At 58.5% G+C, this 12,899-nt stretch carries 19 protein-coding genes; 2 read left to right on the top strand and 17 right to left on the bottom strand.

The window, feature by feature from the left end; genetic code table 11:
• Positions 1-84 precede the first annotated feature (84 nt).
• Together M2390_RS02535 and M2390_RS02530 are read left to right on the top strand one after the other, a co-directional pair.
• A complete protein-coding gene (locus M2390_RS02535; protein WP_259176836.1) occupies positions 85-291 on the top strand; it encodes a hypothetical protein in 207 nt (68 codons plus the stop codon).
• Positions 292-373: 82 nt separating this feature from the next.
• Entirely contained in the window at positions 374-1,027 is a 654-nt protein-coding gene (locus M2390_RS02530; protein ID WP_259176835.1) for an SGNH/GDSL hydrolase family protein, read from the top strand.
• On the opposite strand, the gene M2390_RS02525 is transcribed toward M2390_RS02530, so the two are convergent.
• The 17 genes from M2390_RS02525 to M2390_RS02445 all read right to left on the bottom strand — a co-directional run.
• A complete protein-coding gene (locus tag M2390_RS02525) occupies positions 1,028-1,213 on the bottom strand; it encodes a hypothetical protein (RefSeq protein WP_259176833.1) in 186 nt (61 codons plus the stop codon).
• Entirely contained in the window at positions 1,210-2,199 is a 990-nt protein-coding gene (locus M2390_RS02520) for a hypothetical protein (protein WP_259176832.1), read from the bottom strand. The genes M2390_RS02525 and M2390_RS02520 overlap by 4 nt, the downstream gene beginning before the upstream one ends.
• 437 nt (positions 2,200-2,636) lie before the next feature.
• On the bottom strand, positions 2,637-2,861 hold the full coding sequence (locus tag M2390_RS02515; protein WP_259176831.1) for a holin: 225 nt from the start codon (positions 2,859-2,861) through the stop codon (positions 2,637-2,639).
• The gene (locus M2390_RS02510; RefSeq protein WP_259176830.1) at positions 2,861-3,289 is read right to left on the bottom strand and encodes a hypothetical protein; all 429 of its coding nucleotides are present in this window, start codon (positions 3,287-3,289) and stop codon (positions 2,861-2,863) included. The genes M2390_RS02515 and M2390_RS02510 overlap by 1 nt, the downstream gene beginning before the upstream one ends.
• 23 nt (positions 3,290-3,312) lie before the next feature.
• The gene (locus M2390_RS02505) at positions 3,313-4,089 is read right to left on the bottom strand and encodes a hypothetical protein (protein WP_259176829.1); all 777 of its coding nucleotides are present in this window, start codon (positions 4,087-4,089) and stop codon (positions 3,313-3,315) included.
• Positions 4,076-4,678, bottom strand: coding sequence for a hypothetical protein (locus M2390_RS02500; RefSeq protein WP_259176828.1), 603 nt, complete (start codon positions 4,676-4,678; stop codon positions 4,076-4,078). Before M2390_RS02500 ends, M2390_RS02505 begins: the two co-directional genes overlap by 14 nt.
• Positions 4,679-5,072: 394 nt before the next feature.
• Positions 5,073-6,161 carry a hypothetical protein gene (locus M2390_RS02495; protein ID WP_259176827.1) on the bottom strand — a complete coding sequence of 363 codons (1,089 nt, stop codon included), beginning with the start codon at positions 6,159-6,161 and terminating at the stop codon, positions 5,073-5,075.
• Between the two features lie 7 nt (positions 6,162-6,168).
• Entirely contained in the window at positions 6,169-6,939 is a 771-nt protein-coding gene (locus M2390_RS02490) for a phage tail family protein (RefSeq protein ID WP_259176825.1), read from the bottom strand.
• Positions 6,932-9,631 carry a tape measure protein gene (locus tag M2390_RS02485; protein WP_259176824.1) on the bottom strand — a complete coding sequence of 900 codons (2,700 nt, stop codon included), beginning with the start codon at positions 9,629-9,631 and terminating at the stop codon, positions 6,932-6,934. Before M2390_RS02485 ends, M2390_RS02490 begins: the two co-directional genes overlap by 8 nt.
• 34 nt (positions 9,632-9,665) lie before the next feature.
• The gene (locus M2390_RS02480; RefSeq protein WP_259176823.1) at positions 9,666-9,875 is read right to left on the bottom strand and encodes a hypothetical protein; all 210 of its coding nucleotides are present in this window, start codon (positions 9,873-9,875) and stop codon (positions 9,666-9,668) included.
• A 149-nt stretch (positions 9,876-10,024) separates the two neighbouring features.
• Positions 10,025-10,345 carry a hypothetical protein gene (locus M2390_RS02475; RefSeq protein ID WP_259176822.1) on the bottom strand — a complete coding sequence of 107 codons (321 nt, stop codon included), beginning with the start codon at positions 10,343-10,345 and terminating at the stop codon, positions 10,025-10,027.
• 83 nt (positions 10,346-10,428) lie between these two features.
• Complete coding sequence (locus tag M2390_RS02470; protein WP_259176821.1) at positions 10,429-11,040, bottom strand: hypothetical protein; 612 nt, start codon at positions 11,038-11,040, stop codon at positions 10,429-10,431.
• A 70-nt stretch (positions 11,041-11,110) separates the two neighbouring features.
• Positions 11,111-11,542: a hypothetical protein gene (locus M2390_RS02465; protein ID WP_259176819.1), complete on the bottom strand. Its 432-nt coding sequence runs from the start codon at positions 11,540-11,542 to the stop codon at positions 11,111-11,113.
• Complete coding sequence (locus M2390_RS02460) at positions 11,539-11,922, bottom strand: hypothetical protein (protein ID WP_259176817.1); 384 nt, start codon at positions 11,920-11,922, stop codon at positions 11,539-11,541. The genes M2390_RS02465 and M2390_RS02460 overlap by 4 nt, the downstream gene beginning before the upstream one ends.
• On the bottom strand, positions 11,915-12,241 hold the full coding sequence (locus tag M2390_RS02455) for a hypothetical protein (protein WP_259176816.1): 327 nt from the start codon (positions 12,239-12,241) through the stop codon (positions 11,915-11,917). Before M2390_RS02455 ends, M2390_RS02460 begins: the two co-directional genes overlap by 8 nt.
• Positions 12,238-12,633: a hypothetical protein gene (locus M2390_RS02450; protein WP_259176815.1), complete on the bottom strand. Its 396-nt coding sequence runs from the start codon at positions 12,631-12,633 to the stop codon at positions 12,238-12,240. The genes M2390_RS02455 and M2390_RS02450 overlap by 4 nt, the downstream gene beginning before the upstream one ends.
• Before the next feature lie 2 nt (positions 12,634-12,635).
• A partial coding sequence (locus M2390_RS02445; protein WP_259176813.1) for a hypothetical protein occupies positions 12,636-12,899 on the bottom strand: 264 nt, incomplete at its 5' end.

Here is a 12,899-nt window from a genome sequence, read left to right as displayed (position 1 = left end):
AGCTTACCGCGTTACGCACCCGCTGCCGCCCAGCTTTCTCCCGCGCGCGATCTGGAACACGAGGCGGCTAAGTTCTCTCTAGCTATGCTGCGCATCGTGGACGGCATCCGGCACGCACCATATGGAGCTTTTTCCTATTCCGAGCATGGCGCTTTCCACGACCGTGCGACGGCTCTCGCCACGGACGACCGGGCCTTTCAGGCAAAGACCGACCCAGCAGTCATGGATGACCTGTTGAACGAACTCACCTCGCTCAGAGCAGACATCGCCGGACGCATCAGCACGGACTAAACACGAAAAAGCGGGGCGGCCCCGGAGGGCCACCCAAACTGGTACGATCTCTAGCGCGTCCCCAGACCATAGGAGTTACTAGATGCGCGCCATTGCAGCGTTTTTACTGCCAGTCACTCTCATGCTGGCGGGGTGCGCAAGCACCCCCATGCGAACCTATTCAGAGCCGCCCCGAGTTCTATTCGTCGGGGACAGCCTGACCGACGGGTTTTTCGCCACTGATCAAGAATCAGGGTTCAAGAGCGTCGTTCTCAGCTCCCTCATTGAGGTGGAGCCGACCGAGACGGCCCTTGCCCATCAAACACTTACTACGGTAAGTCGCATATTGGACGTGCCGGAACGGCTTGACCTGGCAGTCGTGGAGCTTGGCACGAATGATGTCGGCGAAAAAACTGATTTGGTCAGCTTCGAGCAACAATACAATTCACTGCTCGGACGCATCCGCGAAACATCAGATGACGCTTTGCTGATTTGCATGGGAACCTGGACCACCTGGGGCGACTCTTACGACAAAGTAATCGAGAAAAGCTGTGGCCGCTCGAACGGGACATACATCGATCTCTCGAAAATCATGTCGAAGGATGGAACCCGCGGGCCGGTTGGTGATTCGACTTTTGTAGGCCCGCGGGACGACTTCCACCCTAATGATCTCGGCCATCAGCTAATTGCCGAGAAGACAACCGAAGTGATCAAGAAAAAAGCTCCTGGGATGATTCGCGCCACGACCCAAGGGTAGCTAAGATCGTTCACCAGCATTGTTCGCATTCAGCTTTGCAAGCTCATCCACGAAACGCTCCGAGTACGAGGTTAGCCCGGAAAGAGGCACCGTCACGGGATCAACAACGGGCCCCGGCGTCAGCTCTCCGTTCTCGTCTTCCACGAGAACAGGTTGAATGATGAAGTGAAGGATGCGAGTGGTCATGACGAGATCAGCCCCAGATTGATTAGTGCGCCCTTGATCGCGTTGACCTGAGCGATGGTAGTGGAAAGGTCGTTAGCCCATCCCGGCGTTACCGGGACACGGGAAACGGGGGCAGCGCCGAAGAAGCCGAGCTGCCCATGAACGTTGATCTGCAAGGCCGTTGTCCATGCACCGCCCTCGTTGCTCCCAAAATCACCGCGGATGCCACCTCCCTGGAATGACAGCTTGTCACTGGTGGACCACACGCGAGTGGCGAACCACTTGCTTTCTTGGCCCGTGGCGGATAGGTAGGTTTCCCCGTTGATCGTGTGATAGGTGCCGCTTCTCTGGCTTGATCCAACGCCAGGCGCACCGGTTACCAGGACTTGTGCGGCCACATCAGACCCGTTTTCGGGAGCTACCGTGACGAGGCGCTGCGCCCAGATTCCACCCTCAGTGAGGACCCTAAAGGCAGAGCCCAGCTTGTCTTCTGCTGCGAAAACCGACTGCGCCCACTTGGTTTTAATCGCCGGGTTTGCTCTTACCCGAAGCACTGGCTCTGCGTTGTCTGCATTCTGGAAGAGATCCATGAATGCCGACCCGCCGCCATTCTGCGCGCCGAAGAATGCCGAGTTAGTAGCCGAAGGGTAGTTATCGAGGTAGAACCCCACACCCTTCGCTTTATTGGCGATCAGTAGGCCTGGTTTGTCCTCATAATCGTTGCCGATCCCCATGAGGTATGCGCCCTTGAATCCGGGGCCAGATGTCAGATGGATGGTCGATGCTGAGCCGGTATTGTCGATGAGGTCTACCAGCGGCGTGGTTCCGTTGTTGAATCTGTAAGCGCTCTGCGGCACAAAGTGCTGGCGGAGCGCAGCCCTTGTCTGAGTCGCTCCGGACTCCTGGTTCACATATCCAGCAACAGTTTTGTCGCTTTGGTCCGCGCCCAACGCGTTGTATCCTGCTGGGCCTCGAATGTTTCCGAGGAACTCAATTCGATTTGCCATTATTTACCCGTTTCTCCGGTTTACGTCACCGGTCGTGCTATCTACCCAGATCCACCCAGTTGGCCAAGGGTCGGGACGGGTCGCCTGCCAAAAAACATGAGCCGGAGACCAACCCTCTCCGTCTGATCCATCCGTTACTTCTCCGCCACCCTGTTTGGCAAAAAACGAAAACAAGTCTTGCGACTGATAGTTGCCTACAGCGTCCAACCATGTAGCCGACACGATGTACTTCGCCGACCCAGCGATACCCTCCGAGGACACCAAGTCGACTGTGAACGACCCATCTGCATTGAGATCAGCCTTCACAGGTCGAGTTGTCAGCATGCTTCCACCAGTCAGACCATACGAAGGCCGGTCCAGACGAAAATGCAATGCCGGGCTAAGACTCGCGAAAGCAGATAGCGCAGGGTCAGTCAGTCGCCCCCTATAAATAGGCATCAGCTACCGTCCTTGACGCGCTTCCCCGGAGTGCGCTCGTGCGAGTACACGCTGGTCAGGATCGACACGACGCCGGCCAGAGCCGATGCCGACGCAACGCCAGCCCAGTCAACCTCGATCAGGCCGATCGCAGTAGTACCGATAACCGCTACAGCAGTCTGCGCGAACGTCTTGATCGCGCGCTCGCCGGCGTAAATCCAAAAGTCCTTAGTCAGGTAGTCCATTACTCCCCCTTCGTGAACCGGCCGCGTTCATCACGCGGCTGGGTCCGTTCTTCCAAAACTGCGATGCGGGTGTGGTCACTGCCGAGCTTGTCCGTGATCGATTTAATCGAATCTTCGACAGAGGCAAGACGCTCAGAGAGCATCCCTGTCGCGCTCTCGTTGCGGTCTACCGCGTCGCGCATGCTGCCACCGTGATTGGGCAGCACCTCATGCTTCACGGCGGCCAGGGACGCAGTGGTCGCCGCCGCGTGCGCTTCAGCCGACGCAGTATGAGCTCGCGTCTCGGCCATGAACCTTGGCAGCTCGGACAAAGCATTCAGAAACACACCAAGCGCCTTCAACGACGGCCAAACCTTCCGCAAACCAGCAAGGGTCGCCGCTACCGCGACGACCCATAAAACACCCTCACCAATAGTGAGAGCACCCATCCATTCAGGCACCCATTCCGGCATCAGCTACGAGACGCCTGAGCGATCTTCTTTACCAGCGCTTCGCCTCGCGCTTCAGCCTCCCGCGCGAGCAAAGCAACCTGCCCCTCGGTGAATCCAAGCACAGCACCGAAAGCCTGCCGATTGGCGGCAATGGAATCGCCCTGCTCCCCCGAAGGGGACGTGTAGATTCGCGCACTGTGCTCGGTGATGAGTGCGACCGTGCCCGGCGCGGGCACTGTAACCTGAACAATCTTCGGCATATCCTCAACCTCCAAAATAGGTGCGGGGCTCCCCGGCGCGGCCAGGCCCGGCTTTGCCGCTTCCTGAACCCCCAAAACTGTGTGCCCGAGGAACGCCCCCGGACCGATGGCCCAACCCTCAAACTTGAGGTGGCCCCATGCTCTGCGGAACTCCGCCGGCGTAACTGCACCAGTGAAGCCACGAACTGGCAGATCGATCGTTGCGATTCTCCGGTCAGCGGTCATGATTGCTACATGCCCGGCATCTCCCCAGATCCGCTTCCCATCGCGCAACCACGTGCCCATAACCCCGGACCAATAAAGAACCGCGCCCGCCGGCGCATCTTCAAGCCGACCGGGAACAAGAGCACCCTTGGCCTGTGCACCCTTTCGCGCATCTGTGGCCCACTGGTATCCGCCCTGCTCACCGTCGGATTTCGGGGATCCGAAAGCCTGCCAGGTGACCTGCAAACACCAGCCGGGCGTCACCTTGCCGGCATTCCGCAACCGCGACGCGGCCGCCAGACCATCAAGATTCTTCGGCTCAAACTTGGTCAACTGGTTCTCCCTTCTTCTGCACGGGTGCGAAATCAGCACCCAGCCGTTCAGCTTTTACCAGCCATGAAAAACGGCCACCAGGTTTCCCAGTGACCGTGAAAGTGTTTCCCTCGATATCGCCCCAGTCGGCGATAAATCCGCGGGCCGTTACCAGCACCGCCCGACCATACGGTTTCGTGAGGTCCTTGAAATACGTCGGTAGCTGCACCTCGGCGGCTCCGGTTTCATCAAGAGCTAGCTCGCCCCAATACTCGACACCAGATACGGGCGACTCGGTGGCCGCATGGTAAAGCTCGGATGTGCGATCAGTCGGATGATCCATGACGAACTGCTTTGCACCACTCACGGTGAGCGCACCTTGAACAGCAACCTTGCCGCCGCCGACGGTGAGACCGGCGCTGGTGTCAGGCGGGATTATAAGAACGCTCCCCAGTGATGCCGAGATGCTTCCCCGCGGCTGGAAGTTGATTGATCCTCCATCGCCCAGCCGCTCGAAGCTCATAGAGCCCACCACGACCTTGCCTGGGCTCTGCACAACCAAGTCATTTTCGAGCGTTGTTCGGGCCCGAAGGCGAGTAGTTCCCGTCACATCAAGAGTTTTGGTAATGCGAGCGTCACCCGACACCTCAAGCGACCTTGTCACCTTAGTGTCTCCGTCGAAACTCGCGGACCCGTACCAGGTGAGTGCGCCCTGACCGGATGTATTTCCATTGAACTGGCACGGACCGTTGAAGGTGAAAGTGCCCACGCCCGTGACCGCTCCGCGCATCCACATGGGGCCAGTCCAGTCAAAAGTGCCCGACCCTCCGAGTCGGCCTGAAATGGACTGGCTACCCGTAGTCGTGGACGACCCTTGAATGGTCAGCCCTTCGGGCGAGGCGATCCGCAAACCGCCTCGTGTGACGGACGTGTACCCAACAGGCGCAGCGGCGTTCAGACGTCGCACCTGATTAGCCTGAGTCGATCCGCCCTGCTTGAGATTGTCAATTCGGCCCAATTGCCTGCACCTCCAATGAGACAGAGTCAGTGAGGTCGCATCCGAAGCTGATCACGTACTGGCTGTACATACCGGGCGGGATTACCGGGTCCTCTGAGACACGCATGCCCGCGGTCATGCCGACTTTGATGTCAGTGATTGAAGGCAAGTCTTTTTGCCCCCCGTTGATGGCGAATGACCACTGCTCAGTGATTCGACCGAACGTGATCGCGTCAGCCTTCGCTTGCGCATTCAGCTGCGCGTAATCGTCCATTTCCTTGTACGGCATGGAACCGTCAAGGAAAATCGTTCCAGGCGGACCTTCCGTGCCGTACTTGCCGTACCGCATGTCCTGCTCAGATCCCTTACCGATCGTGTGCACGCCCGAAAGGGTTTTCTGCCCGTTGCGCTGCCTAGTGAACTTCGCGATCCCCCCAGCAGGAGCATCCTTATGCCATTCCACTAGCCCCGCAGAAATCCGCGGGGTGCCAACGACCAACGCCCATTCAAGCCGTCCGCTAGGAGACCACCTCGGCGCGAAATCGATGTCCGGGCCACCATCCGCGTTTTGAATCTCAGCAAGCATCTGCTCGATAGTCCAAAATTCGTAGTTCCAGAACGTTCGAGAAAAGCCCCCGTCCGAGTCCCCAGGCAAGATGATCGGAAGATTCCATCGGCCGGCCTGACCGCCGATCACCTGTCGAAGAAGGATGGCCCGAGTAGCCCCAACCCACGACTTGTTCACCACTGATAGCGTGCCGGCAGGATACTCAGGAACATCTGTGGATCCGGTGACCGCAAATGGAAGCCGACGCGAAAGGATTGTGCGCACACATTCTGTCTTCACCACGATGGTGCGCGATGCCGCGTCATACACGTCATCGATGATGTACCCGGCATACATCACCACACCGTTGTATTCGGCGACAACGATCATTTCCCAGGGGGCCGTTAGGCGAGTCCAATCGTGAACGTCGTCCACATCGAAAGTCGCAGAACCGGTGCTCACCGCGTTGATGGTCCGAGTGAACGACCCCGCCTTCGGCTGCACCGTGGCCACTGGAAGGTGGGTAAGCGCAGAAACGATTTTGTACACCCACATATCAGATCTCCGTATCGGTGAGTCGAACCGTGAGCGTGCCGCCGTTCACTGAATGAGCGACTTTTGTCCCACCAGGGATCGACCACATATCTGACCGAACAGCCAGCCCGTAGCGCACCTGCCCGTTGACCCGAAGAACACCAGTGGCCATATCGATGGTGTGGGTCTCTGTGGATGGCATCGGAACTGGCACCACCCATTGCTTCCCATCCGGGCCTGAAAGGGTGTAACCGCCAATCGTTGGTCCCTTGATGGTGAAAACGGGGTATGCCTCAGCGTTGCCCCTATGAAAAGCAAGCTGTCCAGCGGAAAACTCTCGAGTGTCGCCGTACTTGCGCGGATCGGGGCACACGAGCTGGATCAGGAAATCCCCGACCGAGGGATCCGACGCCATTGGTTCACATTTGGCGCTCTCGAGACGGCAATTCGCCCACAGTGTCTTGCCTTCATAGGCGACGGTCACGCGCCCGAGCTGGCCACCATTCAGAACCGACGTGAGCTGATATCGCAACTGATCGAGATCCGCCGCAGAGTCAGCCAAGGCGTGCCCTGAAAAAGTAAGCACCCGGGCATTCAAGTACCCGGGTGCATCAAACTGGCCGTGGCCCAAGGGGCGGTCGGACCTGGTGGATCTCAGCGATCCACCATCCGTCCACCCCTTGAAACCTGACGGGTTGATCATGAACCCACGATCATCTCCCGCAGCCCTGCCTACCATCCGCAAAACGATCTGCGGCGGCTGGCCAGGAAGGCCAATCATGATGCTATTCATTTCGGCCCTCCCACTCTCGCTGTGCCGCGTACGCGTGCGCGAACTCGGTCCCGTTCATCCCCGGCGAAGCCATGACTGTAATCTGGTCGCCCTCTCTGCGCTCACTCGAAGCCGACCCGCTGAGCGCGTCGTAAAATTTTCGATTGAGGGGAACTACGGCCTCGTCGTATTTGCCTTCGCCGATGTTGGCCAAGATGCCGCCAGGCTGCTTCGAGATGATGCCACCCTCAGCAAGCCGCGGAATCTTCGGGATATTGAAACCGATGGTCTTTCCACCAAGGTCGCCCGGGAACCAATCAGGCACATCGATTGCCATCGAGTTGATGCCACCGATCGCGCCGTTGATCAGATCGATAATCCCGTTGATTGGCGCTTTGATGAGATCCTTAGCGGTTTTGAAAGCGGACTCCATGAAGCCTGGAATGGCACCAAAGACATCGTCAACGGTTTCCCCGATGCCGTTCATAAGGTCAGTGATGCCCTTCGACACTGGCGCGATAATGGTGTCCTGTACCCACTGCATTCCCTTGCCAATTCCGTCAAGAGCCGGCTGAACTGCGTTCTCGTACAGCCATGTGAAAATCGCGCCAACGCCGTTGATCATTTCCACCCAACCGTTGAAAACGCGAAGGATGACGTTCTCGTAAATCCATTCAAAAATCGCGCCAATAAGATCAAATGCTGGCTGGATAGCGTTCTCGTACAGCCATGTGAAAATCGCGCCAACGCCGTTGATCATTTCCACCCAACCGTTGAAAATGCGAAGGATGACGTTCTCGTAAATCCATTCAAAAATCGCGCCAATAAGATCAAATGCTGGCTGGATAGCGTTCTCGTACAGCCATGTGAAAATCGCGCCAACGCCTTCAATGGTCGTTTTGACAAAATCGGCAAAAGGAGTAAAAACGTTGTCCTTGATCCAGGTGAAGATGATGCCAATTCCGTCGAACGTCCGCTTGACCACGTTCTCGTAGAGCCAGTTGAAGATCCAACCGATGCCATCGAAAGCAGGCTTGATCGCGTTGTCATAGAGCCACTGCGCCGCAGCCGCCATGATCGCAAAATGAATCTCAAGCCCCTTGGCGAAGGGGACCACGATGTTTTCGTAAAGCCAAGTAAATACTTCGCCGATCCCGTCGAAAATCGGTTTGATCGTGTCGTTATAGAAACTCACGAAAAAGTCGCTGATTTCCTCCCAGTGCTCCACGATCCATTGGATCGCAAGGCCCATCGGGCCGATCAGGAAAGACAGCAGAAGGCCCCAGTGATCCTGCACAAACGAAACAATGTTGTCGATTGCGTCGCTGAAGAAGTTCGCGATGTTGTTCCAGGCGTCCACAAAGAAATCGACTACGGCTTGGAAACCAGCAACAATGTTGTCCCATGCCTCACCAAGGAACTTGGTGAAATTTGCCCAGATTTCCTTGCCCACATCAGTCTCAGTGAAGAACCAAATGAGAGCCGAGACTAGCGCCACAACTGCCGTTACGATGAGCCCGATTACACTCGCTCTCGTGGTGGCATCGAAAGCCTTCTGGACTTTATCGGCAATCGATGTCGCCGCAGCCCATCCCTTCACGGCCAAAGTCCAAACAGTAAATGCGGCAGCTCCTGCGGCCGCGCCGACTGCGAGCGGCGTCAGCCACGAACTGTTCGATTGCACCCACTCGAACACGTTTTTGATGACATCGCCTGTGGTCTCAAACGCTTGGCGCACATCCGCACCAACCTTGACCAGGCCCTCGAGGTCGTCACCGAACTGGTCTCGGGTTTCTTTGTTCATCGTCAGACCAGAAACCAGATCCTTGATGCCCTCACCCACGGCCTTAGCGGTTTCACCGATGGCCTTGCCCACGTCCTTTGCAACGGGACCCAGGTCATCAAACAGTGTTGTCAGATCGCCGAACCCGTTCTTGAGTTCAGGGAAAATCCCCGATAGCAAGTCAGCGCCCAGACGGCCCATAGCTGCACCCATGTTGTCGAGTGCGCCCTTGAATGTGTCACCGGACGATGCCGCTGCGCCACCCAGGCCCTTCTCCATAGCGTCCTGGAAAGTGGCGAAGTCAATCTTGCCAGCAGATGCCATCTTGGAGGCTTCTTCAGCGGTGACGCCCATCTGGTCAGCCAGGAAAGCGAGCGCCGGCACACCAGCATCATGAAGTTGGTTGATGACGTCCATCTGGACCTTGTTCGATGCGGCGGCCTTGTTGAAGATCGCGCCCATCTCGCCCATGCCGGTTCCGGCGATGGTCGAAGCATCTGCGACCAGCTTCAGTGTGCGCTCAAGTTCAGCACCAGGCTTGACGCCAGCAGCGACGGCGTTTGCTGCGGACGTGCCAGCTTCAGCGAGTCCGAACGCCGTTCCCTTCACGGACGCAAGCGCATTGTCCATGATCAGTTGCACCGACTCGCCCGAGTGGCCCAGGCCTGTCAGTTTGGCTTTCGCCTGGTCAATTCCGTCGAGACGGCTGAAGCCCTTCACCAGGGCGGTACCGATACCGCCTACGGCTACAGCCCCGACAGCCAGCGCGCCGCCCTTGAGGGCCTTCCCGATCCCCCCAAGAACCTTGTCTCCGACAGACTTGCCAGCTTTAGTCCCCGGATCGTCCTTGTCAATCTCGTCGGCGATCTGCTTCCCTGCGCCCTTGCTGACAATAATCAGCGACACCTCAGCTACAGCAGCTTCAGCCATACACACCCCCTGTGTACGCAAAAGGGGCCGACCATCAGGCCAGCCCCTCTTGCTTCATTCCGCGCCCTGCAAGGCGTTCACGAGCTTCTTCGATCGGTAGTGCCGTGGCATTGATCCGCTGCCCTGTCTGCCAGGGTCGCGGCGACGGCTTCGGCTTCTTCTTGCCCGAGTTCACAGCCAGCGTCAGGTCGTACAGCTCGAGAAGAATCTGACCTTCGCGCGACAACGGATATTTCCATCCCACGATGGCTGCATGCAGCCATGACGCTGGGTCGCGTGCCGAAACCCTCAACCACGACAGGACTTCCCCCAGACAGTCGCTATCACGCAGATCAGCTACCGACCAGCCGCCCTTGCGGAGCTCGTAAACGAATTCATCTTCGTGCTCCGCCGCTAGGCGTCGGAGCTCTTGGATTTCCCCAGTTCGACGTACTCCGACCACGCGGAGAAGATTTCACCAGTGTGCTCGTATGCATCCCACGACGGCCGCGAAGTCAGCGACTCCGGCAGGACCTCAGTGAGGAAAACATTGATGAGCGCCTGCGAGGTCATCTTGTCGTAGGCATCCTTCTGGGCACCCGCATAGACCTTCGGCTTGGGTACACCATCTGTGGCGGTGATGATCGCCTGCGGGGCAATGCCCGGCAGCTCATACACCTCGCCGTCATACGAGAATTTGAAGTTAGGTCGAACCTTCGGAGTGATTTCAAGCATCGCGATTCCTTGCGTAGGGAAAAAGTGAATGCGTGGGAAAAGGAAAGGTGGACGCGCCCCACGCAACGCGCCCACCTGGTCTGTTACTTGTCCTTGCCAGCAGCCTTGCCCGCAGCATCGCCAGTGGATGCCAGGGCCGGGTCAAACACCTTCTCGGTGCCACCGTCGATCTTCGCCGACGGGTAGCCCTTGATGGTGATCTCGTACCCGATGGCCTCACCAGAGGCGTTGGTCTGGTCGCCCACTTCGGTGACCTCACCCTCGGGGATCCACACCAGGCGCTCGTACGCGCCGTCGAAGACCACAAACACGAACGATCGGCGTCCACCAGTACGGCCCGGGTTCACGACATAAGTACCATCAGCACCAATGTCGGACTCCTTGAGGCCGTTGTAGAGAGCCACGGTCTCGCGGTTCGTCTCGATCAGAGTGAACGTGTACGAGATCCCCGATTCGGTCACGACCACACGGACCTCGGCGGCATCCTGCCAAGCTCGAAGCGAGGTGGTCGAACGGTCGATCGTGCGAGAGGTCCCGTCCTCACTCAGATACCCGAGGTTGCGGTACTGGGCGAGCGAGTCACCCGGACCAGTCGGTGCCGGCGCATTCGTCTCACCCACAAACCATGCACCAGTAACTGCGACCCGCACGTTTGCGGCAGTCAGCCCCGCGCGGGCGTCTTCTGCAGTAGTCATCATTGCTCCATCCGCCCGAATCCGGGCATAGAAAAAGCGCCCCCAGCGGGAGCGCGTCAGTCTTGTTTGATCAGCGGAAATCGGTTCCGCGCCGGGTCACGTTCGCAACCATGTACCACTCGAAGCCTTCGGCGGCCGCCACAACCTCGACAGGGCCAGCAGACACCTTGCAGCGCACGATCGGATCCCCATCGACCAGGCCCCGCCCCCACGCGTCTTCGAAAAGCGCTTTCACAAGAAGCGCAAGATCCTCAGCGTCGAACTCGTCTTTGCAGATCACCCGCACACGAAGCGTGGTGTCATCCAACGTGTCGTAGTCCCCAGCACCCGAACCCTGGAACACCGAGACCATACGGTCTTTGAATCCTGGGCGGCGGCCCTTCACGGGAAGGACCTTGTTGGCTACCGTCACTCCGGACGCGTACGGCTCAGGCCGAGCCTTCAGGAGGGTATCAAGCTTCGGCACCACGGAGGCAACCAAGCTGTCAAAAACAACCGTCATGACGCCCCCTTCGCTTTGCGACGAGCCTTGATAATCGCGCTCCCGCGCTTCCTCGACTGTTTGGTCGCGGCGCGGCGACGACGAGTAGCACCAGTGTTGCCGTTGGATTTGTGCCCGGACGGCACAACGGCCTGTAGTGCAGCCAGCGCCTCGCCGGTGTCCACTTCAGTCTGGAAAGGGATCTTGGTGGTCACCGTGCCGCGGGCGCGATAGCCGCCGCCGACAACCTTTGTGACCTCGGTTTTTACCGTGCTTCCAGGCAGCCGGGCCGCAACCTGACGCGCTAGCCCTGCAACGTGCTCTTCCATGCCGGCAGATCCTGTAACTTGACGTCCCCATTCGCTGCGCTTGAGCTTCACCTTTGTCTTCGTCTTAGCCATGGGCCACCTCGTGCCGGCGAAGAACGATCACCGTTCCCCGATGCCGTGAATCCTGATGATGCCAATCGGCCTCTCGCCCGTCTGCTTCGTATTCGACGCCGCGAACGATGAACCGGTCGGACGCTTCGGCATAACAGAAATGAGGCGGACGGAAGTACAAGGTGCCGCCAAAGTTGGCAACCGTGCGCTCCACATCTTCATCCTCAACCTGCACGAGCGGCGCGAACGCTTTCGCGATGTGGTCGGTCCGAGCCTCAACCATGATCGGTTTCCCGCCACGATCGATCTGGCCCGAATCCACGAGCCGAATACGAGTCACCGCCAACGCCATGGATACCCCACAGGGATCGTGTTCACTGTGAATGCCGCACCCGTGCGCGAACCAGAAAGTTCCTTGATCTGATCGTTCGTCAAGATCATCGCACCCGGGTTCGCGCCACCATAGGTGACCGAGTCGGTGAATGGCCCCGTGGTGGTGTTGGCTTGGCGAGTACCTGAAGGGTTCTTCAGTTTCTCGATTACCAGCGCGACCGTGATCTTACGGACTCGCGCCAGCGGAATAGGCGACGGCACCCGAGACGCCATGTCAGGGAAACGTCCAAGGATCGTGTCCTCAGCTTCCTCTACCAAAGCATCAATCTGCTCATCAGTCGCGGTGATCGGTTCGGGCAGTAGCCATCGGAGCTTCACATCATCGACGGTCGCCCACATAGCTACTCCGATTCGGTCTTGCGGGGTCGCCCACGCTTCGGCTTCTCAACGGCACCCTCCGGCACCTCGTCGCCAGCAACGGTCTCGACTACCTCGACCGCCTCGGTTTCACCCTTGGGCTCAACCACATGCTCGCCAACAACGGCACCCTCCGGCACCTCGTCGCCAGCCACGGTCTCGACTACCTCGACCGCCTCGGTTTCACCCTTGGGCTCAACCACATGCTCGCCAACAACGGCACCCTCCGGCACCTCGTCGCCAGCCAC

It is taken from the genome of Mycetocola sp. BIGb0189 (assembly GCF_024810155.1).
Classification (GTDB): domain Bacteria; phylum Actinomycetota; class Actinomycetes; order Actinomycetales; family Microbacteriaceae; genus Mycetocola; species Mycetocola lacteus.
The sequence above is the reverse complement of the archived record's forward strand: the minus strand, read 5'-3'. Positions and strand labels throughout refer to the sequence as shown.